This window comes from Frankia gtarii, assembly GCF_025403375.1.
Classification (GTDB): domain Bacteria; phylum Actinomycetota; class Actinomycetes; order Frankiales; family Frankiaceae; genus Frankia; species Frankia gtarii.
The window spans coordinates 1-14024 of sequence record NZ_JAMPTM010000177.1 but is presented as its reverse complement, the minus strand read 5'-3'; the positions used below and the strand labels follow the sequence as shown (position 1 = coordinate 14024).

9 protein-coding genes are annotated in these 14024 nt (G+C 71.1%); 5 read left to right on the top strand and 4 right to left on the bottom strand.

Annotation, left to right across the window (positions count from 1 at the left end):
- Window positions 1–116 precede the first annotated feature (116 nt).
- A complete protein-coding gene (locus tag NBZ83_RS21960; RefSeq protein WP_261575707.1) occupies window positions 117–992 on the top strand; it encodes a hypothetical protein in 876 nt (291 codons plus the stop codon).
- 198 nt (window positions 993–1190) lie between these two features.
- Entirely contained in the window at window positions 1191–2537 is a 1347-nt protein-coding gene (locus tag NBZ83_RS21955; RefSeq protein WP_261567174.1) for an ABC transporter substrate-binding protein, read from the top strand.
- Window positions 2538–2610: 73 nt separating this feature from the next.
- Here the strand turns inward: NBZ83_RS21955 and NBZ83_RS21950 are convergent, their stop codons facing one another.
- The 4 genes from NBZ83_RS21950 to NBZ83_RS21935 are packed head-to-tail and all read right to left on the bottom strand — an operon-like array spanning window position 2611 to window position 8029.
- A complete protein-coding gene (locus tag NBZ83_RS21950; RefSeq protein ID WP_261553466.1) occupies window positions 2611–3207 on the bottom strand; it encodes a GTP-binding protein in 597 nt (198 codons plus the stop codon).
- Entirely contained in the window at window positions 3188–3547 is a 360-nt protein-coding gene (locus NBZ83_RS21945) for a DUF742 domain-containing protein (protein ID WP_009740466.1), read from the bottom strand. The genes NBZ83_RS21950 and NBZ83_RS21945 overlap by 20 nt, the downstream gene beginning before the upstream one ends.
- A gap of 25 nt (window positions 3548–3572) precedes the next feature.
- The gene (locus NBZ83_RS21940; protein WP_009740465.1) at window positions 3573–3995 is read right to left on the bottom strand and encodes a roadblock/LC7 domain-containing protein; all 423 of its coding nucleotides are present in this window, start codon (window positions 3993–3995) and stop codon (window positions 3573–3575) included.
- Window positions 3992–8029, bottom strand: coding sequence for a sensor histidine kinase (locus NBZ83_RS21935; protein WP_261567173.1), 4038 nt, complete (start codon window positions 8027–8029; stop codon window positions 3992–3994). Before NBZ83_RS21935 ends, NBZ83_RS21940 begins: the two co-directional genes overlap by 4 nt.
- 514 nt (window positions 8030–8543) lie before the next feature.
- On the opposite strand from NBZ83_RS21935, the gene guaA reads away from it, so the two are divergent.
- From guaA to pcrA, 3 genes are all read left to right on the top strand, one after another.
- Window positions 8544–10148 carry a glutamine-hydrolyzing GMP synthase gene (gene guaA, locus NBZ83_RS21930; RefSeq protein WP_261567172.1) on the top strand — a complete coding sequence of 535 codons (1605 nt, stop codon included), beginning with the start codon at window positions 8544–8546 and terminating at the stop codon, window positions 10146–10148.
- Window positions 10149–10383: 235 nt separating this feature from the next.
- Entirely contained in the window at window positions 10384–11616 is a 1233-nt protein-coding gene (locus NBZ83_RS21925; protein WP_261567171.1) for a threonine ammonia-lyase, read from the top strand.
- A 192-nt stretch (window positions 11617–11808) separates the two neighbouring features.
- On the top strand, window positions 11809–14024 hold a 2216-nt coding region (gene pcrA / locus NBZ83_RS21920; RefSeq protein WP_261575706.1), incomplete at its 3' end, for a DNA helicase PcrA.

Below are 14024 nucleotides of genomic sequence, written 5' to 3'. Positions count from 1 at the left end.
CCCTGGTCACCCGGCGGGCATCCGGCCGGTGGCGGGGGACCGCCGCGGGCCCGGCGGGGGATGACGACAGTGGCTGGCAGCCCTCGCGAAGCGTGCGAAAGCCGAATGGGCGTAGCGTGCCGGCCGATCGGCGCCGCACGCCGAATCCGGTGACCGACACCAACAGCCTGCAACCGGTCTCCGCCCCTTCCGGGGGTCGGTCGGCCGCCGACGGCCGCGCGGCCGAGAACGGCCACTCCGACACCGGCGAGCGGCGGCGGCGCACAGCTGACCGGGCGGCTCGGGGCAGTGCGGCCGGGTCGGGAGCCCGCCGCGCCGCGGGCCGGCGAGGGGATGCCACCGGCGGCCGTTCGGGCGGCGGCGATTCGGGCCCGCAGGGTCGGTCCGCACGCGGGGCGACGTCTTCGGGTCTGCTGGAATCGACCGACCGCGGGGGGGCAGCGCCCCACGACGAGCTGCCGCCCGAGGACATGCTGGCCTGGCTCCGGCAGGGCTGGATCGGCCCGCTGGCGGTGGCGCTGGTCGTGGCACTGCTGGCGGTCGGCGGCTACGTCCTGTTGCGCGGGGGCGGCGGCGCGGGCGGCGGGACGGTCGCCCTGCCCCCGACGGCGGACGCGTCGTCCACCCCGGCGACGACCAACCCGGAGGCCCTCACCGGTAAGGCGATGATCGACGGCAGCTGGAAGTGCAGCCTGGTCACCAGCGCTAACCCGATCAAGCTGTCCAAGGAGGTGGTCGGGGTGCTGGTGGTCGAACGCGCGCCCGGCGCCTACACCTGGGACGGCACAGCCGGTCAGTACACGATCACCACAGTGGCCGGCAACGACGGCGGGAATGTGATCGGCGACGTGAAGTTCACCAGCGGTCCGCTGAAGGATCTCGCGGCGGTGCACATCGCCATGCCGGGGGGCGGAATCCGCGGCAAGGCGCAGGGCACCTTGGAACTCAAGGCGAGCGGGACCGCGCCGCATCGATTCTGCGGAGTGAACTGAGAACATCCGTCCCTACGCTGACGGTAAGCGGGAACGGCGAAATGTCTGTTCTAACCGCCGGGTCGGCCTTGCTGGCCGCCCGGCGGCCGACCCCGGTTGTCGGGTTTAGACCGGGGTGCGGCAGGATCAGGTGCCATGCTCAGGTCTGACCGTGGTGTGGGTGGCTGGTGGCGTGCAGCCGCCGGCAACGAAAAGGATGTGGCTGGCGGGACGGACGATGGCGTCCCGGCAGCTGTCGGGACCGGTCGACCAGCCGTCGACCGGCGCAGTCTGCTCCGCTGGGCCGGGACCGCCGCGGTGGCCGCGCCGGCCGCGGGGCTGCTCGCCGCCTGCGGCGGGTCGTCGTCCTCCGATGGCCCGCGCAAGGTGCGTCTCGGATACGTGACCTCCCGCACCGGGACGCTCAGCGCCTACAGCGTGGTCGATTCGTACGTCGTCCAGACGATGCAGACGCTCCTCGCCGACGGGGTCAAGGTGGGCGGCCGGACCTACCCGGTGGAGATCGTCGTCCGTGACTCCGAGTCCGACCGGCACCGGGCCGGGATCGCCGCGACCGACCTTATTTTCAAGGACAAGGTCGACATCGTGCTGGTCGGCGGGACTTCGGACACGGCCATTCCGGTCGCCGACCAGTGCGAGATCAACCAGGTTCCCTGTATCTCGACGAACGCCCCCTGGCAGTCCTGGTGGAACGGGCGGGGCGGTAACGTCGACATGCCCTTCAACTGGACCTACCACTTTTTCTGGGGCATGGAGGACGTCGTCGCCACCTATGCGGCGATGTGGCGCCAGCTTGGGATCACCAAGGTGGGGCTGATGTATCCCGCGGACGACGACGGTGCGGCATTCGCCAACCCCGACTTCGGAATTCCGACCATCCGCAACTACGATTTTCAGCTGACCTCGCCGGCGAACTCGGGCTATCAGCCGGGAGCGGAGTCGTTCGAGTCGTACCTGACCGCCTTCAAGTCCGCCGGTGTCCAGGCCGTCGTCGGGATCCCCCAGGCCGCGGACCTCGCCACCTTCCGGCGCAAGACCCGCTCGATGGACTTCACCCCGAAGGCGCTGACCATGTCGAAGGCGCTGGACTTCCAGGAGGACGTCCTGGCGCTCGGGTCCACCGGCGACGGGCTGACCACCGAGGTCGCGTGGTCACCGTCCCATCCCTACCGCAGCTCGCTGACCAACAAGTCCTCCCTGGACCTGGCCAACGACTTCGACCGCGCCCGCGGGCGCGGCTGGACCCAGACGCTGGGTTACTCCTACGCGCTGTTCGAGGTGGCGGTGAAGGCGCTCGGCGGAGCCGCGTCCCTGGAACGAGAGGCCATCGCCGCGGCCATCAAGGAAGTCGACGCCCAGACGATCGTCGGGCCGGTGGCGTTCGGCTCCCAGCCGAACGTGCCGAAGAACGTGGCCCGCACCACCCTGGTCGGCGGCCAGTGGGATCAAATCGACAACCGCTTCGCCCTCAAGGTCGTCAACAACAGCGGCAACAGCAAGGTCGCGGTGGACACGCCGCTGCGCGAGCTCCCACCGCCGGTCTGAGCGGCGGCCCGCCGGCGCACAACGCGAGGGGCCCCGGGACAGATGTCCCGGGGCCCCTCGCGTCTGTCACGGGTCAGGCGCGGGCGGCCGCCCGTGACATCGTGTGCTCGACCACGGCGATGAGCGCGGTCTTGGTCGAGTCCCGGTTGCGGGCGTCACAGGTGATGATCGGCACGGCCGGGCTGATCTGCAACGCTTCGCGGACATCCTCAATGGAGTGCCGCAGGATTCCGTCGAAGCAGTTGACGCCGATGACGAACGGCAGCTGACGCTGCTCGAAGTAGTCGACGGCGGCAAAGCAGTCCGCGAGCCGGCGGGTGTCGGCCAGGACGATCGCGCCGATGGCGCCGCGGACGATGTCATCCCACATGAACCAGAAGCGGTACTGCCCAGGAGTCCCGAACAGGTACAGGATCAGGTCCTCGTCGAGGGAGACGCGGCCGAAGTCCATCGCGACCGTGGTCGTGGTCTTGTCGGAGAGGTGGGTGAGGTCGTCGACGTGGGCTCCCGCCTCGGTCATGACGGCCTCGGTACGCAGCGGGACAATTTCGGACACCGAGCCCACGAAGGTGGTCTTCCCGGCGCCGAATCCTCCCGCCACCACGATCTTCACCGAGGTCGTGGCGACGGAGGAGTTGACCCGTCTGTTGTCAGAGCTTTCGAAGGCCACTGAGAACCCTTTCGAGCAACGCGAGATCTGGTGCCTCGTCGCGGTCAGGCTGCTGGTGGACGCGGACGAAGCCTTCGTCCGCCATGTCGCCGACCAGCACGCGGGCGACCCCCAGAGGCACCCGGAGCCCGGCGGCGATCTCCGCGATGGATCGCACCTGCCGGCACATGGCGGCGATGGTCTGTTGCTCAAGGTTGAGGCCGAGGGCCCGTTCCTCGCCGAGCGGCGTCGTGAAGACGAGTGCCTCGATGGCGAGTTCGTAGCGTGACCGAGTACGTCCGCCGGTCATCGCGTAGGGACGGACGACCGGACCGGGCGCGTTCTCGGGATCGATACTCACCCTGACTCCCTGTGCTGCCGCTCATTCACCGCGGAAGCGTTCCCTGCAGTTCGGCGCGCAGTGCCGGGGTGAGAACATCCTTTGCCCGGCTGACCAGCAGTGCCATCTCGTACCCGACCAGGCCGATGTCACACGACGGTGCTGCCAGCACTGCCATGCTCGCCCCGTCGCTGATCGACATGATGAACAGGAAGCCGTGTTCCATCTCGACGACGCTCTGCGTCACGGCGCCCGCCTCGAACACGCGCGCCGCCCCCTGGGTCAGGCTCACCAGCCCGGACGCCACCGCGGCGAGCTGGTCGGCCCGGTCGCGGGGAAAGCCGTCGGAGACAGCGAGTAGCAGCCCGTCCGCGGACACCACCACGGTGTGGGCGACACCTGGGACTCGATCGACAAAATTGTTGATCAACCAGTTGAGGTTCTGAGCCTCAGAACTCACGGGTGTCACCGTTCCTCCTGCGCGTCACGTCGGGGGTTCCTCGTGGTGTCGACTCCGACATCACGTCCCTGCCGCACGCCCTGGTAGAAGCTGGCAAGCCGGCCACCGACTGCCTCGGGAGACCTGGTCGAGGTTTCGGCGGGACGCCGGCTTGGCGCGGGTTCGGCGCTGCCGGGCACGAGATGGGTCATGGGAACTCGCACCGGTAGGCCCGATCGCGTCACGCCACCGGTGCTCGGCTGGCGCAACGACTCGGCTGCCTGCCAGCCGGCGTCCCCGGGAGAGCTCCAGTCTTCCGGGGCCGGCGGCTGAGGTGCTGCCTGGTGCTGTGGTGCGGACTGGGGCTGCCCCGCCGGTTGGTGAGGCTGGGACACCGCGGCGTGCTGGGCGGCTGCGGGCTGGTGCTGCGGGCTGGTGCCCAGCTGCCCGGGTCCTGGTCGCGCCGGCCCACCGGACTGTGGGGGCTGGTGCGGCGCCGAAAAGGCGGGCACGGGCGCCGGGTTGAGGCTTGGCTCGGCCGGGGCCACCGGACGGGCACCCGCGCCGGGCTCGGCCGCCGGACGGCCCGGACCGCGGTGCCCGAAGGCCCCGCCGATGCCGGGACGCCCGGATGGTCGGGCGGGCAGCGCGGCCGAGACGGCGGCTGCCGGTTCATCGGTCGCCCGCGCGGCCGCTGCGGGGGGCTGGCGCCGGGCCGATGCCGCGTCGGCTGGCGTTCGGCGCTGGAACCACGCCGACACGGAGTCGAAGATCGGCGAGGTCTCGACGTCGTCGGTGTCCGACTCGGCCGCGGCCTGGTCACCGGTGATCTCGGCAGGCGCCGCTTCCGCGACGCGGCCGGGAGCAGTCCGCGACTGCGGTCCGGTCTGTGTCTGCGGTCCGGTCTGTGTCTGCGGGCGGGTCTGTGTCTGCGGTTCGGTCTGCGGCTGTGTCTGCGGGCGGGTTGGCGGCCGCAGACCCGCCGGCGGCTGGGCGCCGGTGGCGGCCTCAGGGCGCGGCCGCGCCTGTGGATCGGGCCGGTCATCGGCGCGGGCGAACACGTTGCCCGCGCGGTGGCTGGTCGGCTCGATCGGCGGGCGGGCGGCGTCGAGGTCGGCGCGGTCCCGCAGGTTCGGGCGTTCCCGGATGGGGAGTTTCGGCGCCGCTTCGGACTGTTCACCCGCCGCAGGGTCGTGATCCGCGGGCCGGGGGCGGGTCGGCCAGCGGTTGTCCCCGATCGAGACGGGACTCGTCACGTCCGGTGCGGCCTGCTCACGCCGGGCCGGACCGCGCCGGTCGATGGACTCGGTGTCTGGAGCGACTCCACCGGGAGCCGTGCCGCCGGCAGCGAGGCCGTTGGGTGGCGTCTCGGTTCGGCCGCGCGGCTCGGTGCCGTGGCCGGGCAGGGCGTCGAGATCGATCTCCTGGCTGTCGAACTCCCGCGGGTCGCGGTCGGCGTCGGCAGGGCCGGCGGACGCCCGGTCCTGCGGGGAGGTGCCCGGGAACTGGGCGGTCCGAGGCGAGGCACCGCCGTCGGCCCTGCGCGGCGGGGTCGCCGCCGCGCCGCCGGTGCCTCCGGTGTCGTTGCGGTCGTTGCGGTCGTGACCGTTGTCCAGGCCGGGGGAGAAATCCTCCAGGCCGAAGTCACGGCGGTCCGCGGTGGGTAGTGGTCCGGTGCGATCGGAGCCGAATTGTGCGGCCAGCGGGCCGGTCGGCGGAAACGGACCGGTGTTGGGGAAGCGCCGCGGACCGCTGGAGTCATCGAAGATGTTCTCCCGCGCCGCGGGCTCCGATACGGGCCGGTGCCCGTTGCTCATCCCGTTGCTCGCGGGGCTGCCCGCCGGGGTTGGCGCGCCGTTCACACGGTCGGACGTGACGCCGTTGCTCGGTCGCTCGGGGCGCTCCGTGGGCCGCCCGCCGCCGGGTCCGCCGATTGCCGGCGTGGCCACGGGCCGGTTCAGAGCCGGGGGACGGCCGGGCCCGGTGCCGGCGGCGCTGTCGCCGGTGACCAGCTTCGCGGGCAGCCGGACGACGGCGGTGATGCCGCCCGAGGCCGATTCACGCAGCTGGACGCGAATGCCGTGCCGGCCGGCCAGCCGACCGACCGCGAACAGACCCATCGTCCGCGACACCGACACGTCGACGACCGGGGGGTTGGCCAGTCGCTCGTTGACCCGCTCGAGCTCCTTGGCCGGCATGCCGATGCCTCGGTCCTCGATCTCGATCATTGCGCCGGCGCCGGGGCCGAGCGAATGACTGGTCACCATCACCTCGGTGACCGGCGGCGAGTAGGAGGTGGCGTTCTCCAGCAGCTCGGCGATCAGATGGACGACGTCGCTGACACCGTTGCCGGAGATGGACACCGGCGCGGCCGAGGTCTGCTTCACCCGGGTGTACTGCTCCACCTCGGAGATGGCGGCCAGGACCACCTCGTTGAGTGGCACGGGGTGCGTCCAGCGGCGGGCGGTGTCCGTGCCGGCGAGGACCAGCAGGCTCTCGTTGTTCCGCCGCATTCGGGTGGCGAGGTGGTCCAGCTTGAAGAGGTTGGACAGCTGGTCGGGGTCCTGCTCGCGGTTCTCCAGGTCGTCGATCAGGCGGAGCTGGCGTTCGACCAGGCCCTGGCTGCGTCGGGAGAGGTTCACGAACATCGCGTTGACGTTGTTCCGCAGCGAGGCCTGCTCGGAGGCCAGCCGGATCGCCTCGCGGTGGACCTCGTCGAAGGCCCGGGCGACTTCACCGACTTCCTCGTCGGTGTTGATACCGACCGACTCGATCGAGTCGTCGATGTCCTGGTCGGTGGAGTCACGCAGGCGGCGGACGGCGTCCGGCAGCCGGCGGTCGGCGATGTCGAGCGCCGCGGTCCGCAGCGCCAGCAGCGGTCGGACCAGGGACCGTGCCACGATCAGCGCGGACAGCAGGGCGGCGGCGAGGATGAGCACGATGAGCAGCCCGGACAGCAGCGCCCGTCGCTGGATGTCGCCGCGCAGGGTGTCGACCCGGTCGTCGACGAGCCCGAGGAGCTTGTCCGCCGCGTCGGTGCTGGTGTCGATGGTCTCCTGAGTAGCCCGGTTCCACTTCTCCGACGCGATGACGGACAGCGGCTGACCGATGGGCGCGTCCAGGATCTCCTCGACGTAATTCTGGGTGTTGCGGATGTCGCCATTGTTTTCGGAGTCGATTGTCGGGGTGTAGATGGCCAGCTGGGCTGGCCCGGCGACGTTCTCGAGGTCGTCCCGCTCCCGTGAGCGCTGAGTCTCGTCGGAGAGAAACTCGCGATAGTCACCTTCGGTGAAGGTCTGGTTGCTGCCCCGCGGAAGCAGGCCGTAGACGAGGGCCTGCTGCTGGGCGAGAAGTTCCGTCCCCGCCATGAGGAAGTAGGCCGTATTGACGCCGTTGTCGAGCTGCTGGTCGTCATTTCCCTGCGGGATGAGCTGGACCAGGCTGATCAGCGAGTCGACGATAGGCTGAAAGGCCGTCTGGACGGCTTTCGGGTCGACAACTCTCTGGATCGTCTGCCGCTTCGCGGGCAGTGAGTCCATCCTGGTCTGGACGTCGTCGAGGGCCCGACGAACCTCGCTGCCGAAGGAGTCCCGCCGACCGTTGGCCACCGCCTTGTAGGCCTGGTAGGCATCGTTCACCCTCGCCTGGGAGGACGGGATGGCAGTGGAGTCACGGGAACCGACCGGGCCACTCGCCACGAATCCGGTGGTGTATGTCCGTTCCGTCTGCAGGGCATGGGCGAGCGTCGACGCGGATCGGCTGATCTCGGTGAGATCCGAGATCCGGTTCACGTCCCGAGTGCTGGTCAGTACCGTGCCAGCCTCGATCGAGGAGTAGACGAGGATCGCGACGACCGGCACGGCCAGAATCGCGATCAGCTTGGTGCGGACCCGCCAGTTGGTGGGGTTGGTGGCGGCGCGACGAAGGCGCGCCAGACCGGACCCCGCGGGGTTCGGCGGCGCCGAGGGGCGATCGTCGCGCTGCCCGCCGCCTTCGGTGTCCACGGGCAAACCCGGGGCCGAGGTCGGCTCCGGGTCTGCGGCGATGCCCGTGCTGCTGGCCATCGGTTGTCTGCGCACGTACCTTCGCAACCTCTCCGCCAGCCTCCCGGAACACGTCGTACCAGGATGGCTCGGTATCGGGCCCTGATGTCCCTTGCCAGGCACCATAGCGGTACGAAGTCGGCATCCGAAAGGCGCCTACCGTAAGCGCGTTGGTGGCTGTGTGCCAGTTGTGGCCACTGCGCACGGAGTCACCGTCCGCGTAACCGTCACGAAGTCCGACAACGTGCGCCCATCGTGACGTAGGGCTTGTCCCGGTGAGTGGCACTGAAGGTGCAAAGCAGGCATCTGCGACATCTGTCGTTACGGTCTTCGTGGGTGCCGCGATGCACCACCCGTTCCGCGAACGCCACCCATGGGCCCCTCCCGGGTCGAGTGGGTCGCCCGGGAGGGGCCCGGCCCACAGGTGCCGCCGGGTCCGTAGGCTTGCAGGGTGAGCGAGTTGCAGCGCAGCGATGCTGGTCACGATGCGAGACCGGGGGGCCCGGATCCGGCTGGGAGTGCCCCGACGGCGCCGGTGACCAGGCCCGGTACCCCTGCCGGCCCGGGTTCGGCGGGGCATCCCGGTTACGACACGGTGCTGGTGATCGATTTCGGCGCGCAGTACGCCCAACTGATCGCCCGACGGGTCCGGGAATGCCATGTGTACTCGGAGATCGTGCCGTGGGACATGCCCGTGGACGAGATCCTCGCCCGCAGACCATCAGCGCTGATCCTTTCCGGCGGGCCGAAGTCGGTGTACTCGCCAGGAGCGCCTCGGGTCGACCCCGCGTTGTTCGACACCGGGCTGCCCATTCTCGGTATCTGCTACGGCCATCAGGTGATGGCCCAGGCGCTGGCCGGCTCGGTCGCCCGGACTGGAACGGCGGAGTACGGAGCGACTCGTCTGTCGGTGAGTGAGCCGGGCGTCCTGTTCGACGGCCTGCCGGTCGCGCAGCAGGTGTGGATGTCGCACGGCGACTCCGTGACCGCGGCCCCGCCCGGCTTCCGGGTGACGGCGTCGACCCCGTCGACGCCCGTCGCCGCCTTCGAGGATCCGGTTCGCCGCCTCTACGGCGTCCAGTTCCATCCGGAGGTCGTGCACAGCGAACGTGGACTCGACGTGCTGCGCCACTTCCTACTGGTGGGCGCGGGCTGCCGACCGACCTGGACCATGGTCAACATCGTCGACGAGGCGGTGGCAGCGGTACGCGCTCAGGTCGGCTCCGGCCGGCTGATCTGCGGGCTGTCCGGCGGAGTTGACTCCGCGGTCGCCGCAGCGCTTGTGCACCGCGCTGTCGGTGACGCCCTGACCTGTGTGTTCGTGGACCACGGCCTGCTGCGGGCAGGCGAGGCCGAGCAGGTCGAACGGGACTTCGTCGCGTCCACCGGCGTCGATCTCGTTCACGTCAAGGCGGCCGACCGGTTCGCCGCGGCGTTGGCCGGCGTGACCGACCCGGAGCGCAAACGGAAGATCATCGGTCGGGAGTTCATCCGGGTCTTCGAGGAATCGGCCCGGGAGCTGGAGGCCCGCGCCGAGGCCGAGGGCGCGACGATCGAGCACCTCGTGCAGGGGACGCTGTATCCCGACGTGATCGAATCGGGTTCCCCGACCGCGGCGAAGATCAAGTCGCACCACAATGTCGGCGGTCTGCCGGAGGATCTGCGGTTCGGGCTGGTCGAGCCGTTGCGCACGTTGTTCAAGGACGAGGTCCGCCACCTCGGCGAGGAGCTCGGCCTGCCGGAGGAGATCGTCTGGCGCCAGCCGTTCCCCGGCCCGGGACTCGCCGTGCGCATCATCGGCGAGGTCACCCCCGAGCGGCTCGACGTGGTCCGGGCGGCCGATGAGGTGGTCCGTGACGAGATCCGCCGAGCCGGGCTGGACCGGGAGATCTGGCAGGTTTTCGCGGTGCTGCTCGCGGATGTGCGGTCGGTCGGTGTGCAGGGCGACGAGCGCACCTACGGGCACCCGATCGTCCTGCGCGCGGTTACCAGCGAGGATGCGATGACCGCGGACTGGGCGCGGCTGCCCTACGGTCTGCTCGAACGCATCTCCAACCGGATCGTCAACGAGGTGGGGCAGGTCAACCGGGTCGTCTACGACATCACCTCGAAGCCCCCGGGCACCATCGAGTGGGAGTAGGTCCGGCCGGCTACTTCAGGGGCCCGGCGGCCCTGACCGCCGCCGGGCGCCTCCGGTTTGACGTCCTGGCGAGTCCGGAGCAGGCTGAGAGCTGTGAACTTGCACCAGATGGCCATTACCTAGGCGCGCACCCGAGCTCCGGGTCCGCGCGCCATGCCTTCCGCCTGCTCGGCGGGGGGCATTTTTGTTGCCGCGGTCACGGCGAGGTGGCCGCACAGCTGCCGGGAGAGGCCTCATGACCGCACCAGCCGCAGACAACCAACCGACGCCCGGGGGCGAGGACCCCGGCGCCGACGGGCCGCCGGATGCGAACGCGGGTCCAGATCCAGATCCGGGTGGCGACGCGGAGCGTGGGATCGGTACGGACCTCGGCGGTGGGGCGGATCTGAGCGTCTCGGCCATTGAGGCGGCGGCGGGGGTGCTCGACGGCGTGGCACGGCGGACCCGGGTCGTGCGTGATCCCGGCCTGTCGGCCGCGCTCGGCACGCCCGTGTGGTTCAAGTGTGAGAACGAGCAGCACACCGGCTCGTTCAAGTTGCGCGGTGCCTACCATCGGGTGGCGACCGCGGACCCGGCAGCGCGCGCCCGGGGTGTCGTCGCGGCCAGTGCTGGAAACCACGCCCAGGGGGTGGCGTTCGCGGCGGCCGCCTTTGACGTCCCCGCGACGATCTTCGTGCCGGCTGGGGCGAACCCGGTCAAAGTCGCCCGGACCCGACGGTGGGGTGCGCGGGTCGAGGAGGTGCCCGGGGGGGTGGAGGCCGCCCTCGCCGCCGCGGCCGACTACGCCGCCCGCGGCGGGCGGCTGCTCGTGCATCCCTTCGACGACCCGGCCGTGGTGGCCGGCCAGGGCACGATCGGCCTTGAGCTGCTCGATCAGGTGCCGGACCTGGGCACCGTTCTGGTCGGCGTGGGTGGTGGGGGCCTGCTCGGGGGGGTCGCCACGGCACTGCGGGCGCGCCGGCCCGGCGTGCGGGTGATCGGTGTGCAGTCGGTTCTGGCGCCGGCCTTCGCCGCGTCGCTGCGGGCGGGGCGCCGGCTGTCCGTGGTGGGGGATGCGGGCCTGCCCGGTGCCTCGGCTCGGGCCGTCCCGGTCATCCCCGGCACCAGGCCGTCCGGGCAGCCGGCCCCGGCCCGGCCGGCGGCGGCCCGCACGATCGCCGACGGCATGGCCGTGAGCGAGCCGGGCGCGCTTACCTTCGCGCTCGCCACCAGGCTGGTGGACGAGGTGGTGACCGTGGACGAGGCCGCCTTCTGGGAGGCGATGGTGCTGCTGCGCCGGACCGGCCTCGCCGTGGAGCCGGCCGGAGCCGCGCCGGTCGCGGCGCTGTTGCGCCACGGTGGCCTTGCCCAGGGGTCGACCGTGGCGATCCTGTCGGGAGGCAACATCGATCCCGGGGTGGCCAGCCGGGTCAAGTCGATGGCGGCGGTGGCGACCGAGGACGCCGACGTCCTGCGGACCACGGCCTGAGGCGGCCCGCCGGGCAGCCTGCGGCCGGGGTGACCTTAAGGTGGCGATACGTGGGTCGGTGACGTCGCGACCGCGTGAGGCTCCACGATGCGCCGCCCCGAGCCGGGCCGCTGCCCGGTCCGCCCGGAGGCGGCATGTCCCGGGCGAGCCCGGCTCCGACCAGTCCGGCGTCGAACGTATGATCGAGGTCTGATGAGCACTCTGTTCGGTGAGTCCCCCCATGCCTTCGGTGAGTCGGACGCGGGCGCCGGCGGCGGTGTGCCCTATGACCTGTTCGGTCCGGCGGTGCTCGCCCCACCCGCAGGCGGCGACGCGAGCGGTGGGGTGCCCCGGCTAGACGCCGATGGCCTGCTCGACGGGCTCAACCCGCAGCAGCGGGCCGCGGTGGTGCACATCGGCGCGCCGCTGCTGGTCGTGGCGGGCGCGGGTTCCGGCAAGACCCGGGTGCTGGCCCACCGCATCGCCTACCTGCTGGCGGCTCGCGGAGTCCGTCCCGGGGAGGTCCTGGCAATCACGTTCACGAACAAGGCCGCGGCCGAGATGCGGGAACGGGTCGGTGCGCTGGTCGGCCCGCGGGCGCGGGCGATGTGGGTCAGCACGTTCCACTCGGCCTGCGTGCGCATCCTGCGGTCGGAGGCGAAGCGGCTCGGCTACGGGTCCTCCTTCTCCATCTACGACGCCGCGGACGCGCAGCGGCTGATCACGATGGTCACCCGGGATCTCGACCTCGACCCGAAACGACACCCCGCGCGCGGCCTGGCCGCGCAGATCAGCAACCTGAAGAACGAACTGATCGACTGGGAGGCCGCGCGGGACCGGGCGAGCAGCCACCAGGAGCGCACCGTCGCCGAGGTCTACGCCGCCTACCAGCAGCGGCTGGCCCAGGCCAACGCGCTCGACTTCGATGACCTGATCATGATGACGGTCAACGTGCTCCAGGCGTTCCCCGACGTGGCCGAGCACTACCGGCGCCGGTTCCGGCACGTGCTGGTCGACGAGTACCAGGACACCAACCACGCCCAGTACGTCCTCGTGCGGGAACTCGTCGGTCAGCCCGCGCACGTCGATGCCGACGCCCCGGCGGCGCCGGCGGACCCGCCGGTCTCGACCGCCACGTGGGCGTCGGGCGCCGTGCCGCCCGCGGAGCTCTGCGTCGTCGGCGACGCCGACCAGTCGATCTACGCCTTTCGCGGGGCGAACATCCGCAACATCGTGGAGTTCGAGGAGGATTTCCCCAGCGCCGCGGTGATCCTGCTGGAGCAGAACTACCGCTCCACCCAGACCATCCTGTCCGCCGCGAACGCGGTGATCGCGCGCAACAACCAGCGCAAGGCGAAGCGGCTGTGGTCCGACGCAGGGGACGGAGAGAAGATCGTCGGCTTCGTCGCCGACAACGAGCACGACGAGGCCGCCTTCGTCGCGGAGGAGGTCGACCGGCTCACCGACGCGGGGCTGGCCCGGCCCGCGGACGTCGCGGTGTTCTACCGGACCAACGCGCAGAGCCGCGTCTTCGAGGAGATCTTCGTCCGGGTCGGGCTGCCCTACCGGGTCGTCGGCGGGGTGCGCTTCTATGAGCGCCGAGAGATCCGCGACCTGCTCGCCTACCTGCGGGTGCTGGTCAACCCGAACGACACGGTGAACCTGCGCCGCATCCTCAACGTGCCGCGGCGTGGCATCGGGGATCGGGCGGAGGCGGCGCTGGCCGGCTTCGCCGAGGTCGAGCGGATCGGCTTCGCCGCGGCGCTGGAGCGCGTCGGTGAGGTGCCGGGGATCGCCACCCGCTCGGCGAAGGCCGTGCGTGAGTTCGCGGCGTTGCTCACCGAGCTGCGCGCGGTCGAGGCGAACGGGCCGGTGGCCGTCGTCGAGGCGGTCCTCGAACGCACCGGTTACCTTTCCGAGCTCGTCGCGGAGGACACGGTGGAGGCCCAGGGACGGGTCGAGAACCTCCAGGAACTGGTCGGGGTCGTCCAGGAATTCACCGAGCGCAGTCCGCAGGGCACCCTCGCCGAGTTCCTCGAGCAGGTCTCGCTGGTCGCCGACGCCGACCAGATCCCCACCGACGACGGGTCCGATGGCGTCGTCACCCTCATGACCCTGCACAGCGCCAAGGGCCTGGAGTTCCCCGTCGTCTTCCTCACCGGCCTGGAGGACGGCGTCTTCCCCCACCTACGGACCCTGGGCGACCCCACCCAGCTGGAGGAGGAACGCCGGTTGGCCTACGTGGGGGTCACCCGGGCCCGCTCCCGGCTGTATCTGACTCGCTCCGTCGTCCGCAGCGCCTGGGGGCAGCCGGCCTACAACCCGCCGTCGAGGTTCCTCGGCGAGGTGCCCGACGCGCTGGTCGACTGGCGCCGTCTCGTCGAGGCGGCGCCGGAGCCGGCCGCCCGGCCCTGGGGTGGCTCCGGCGC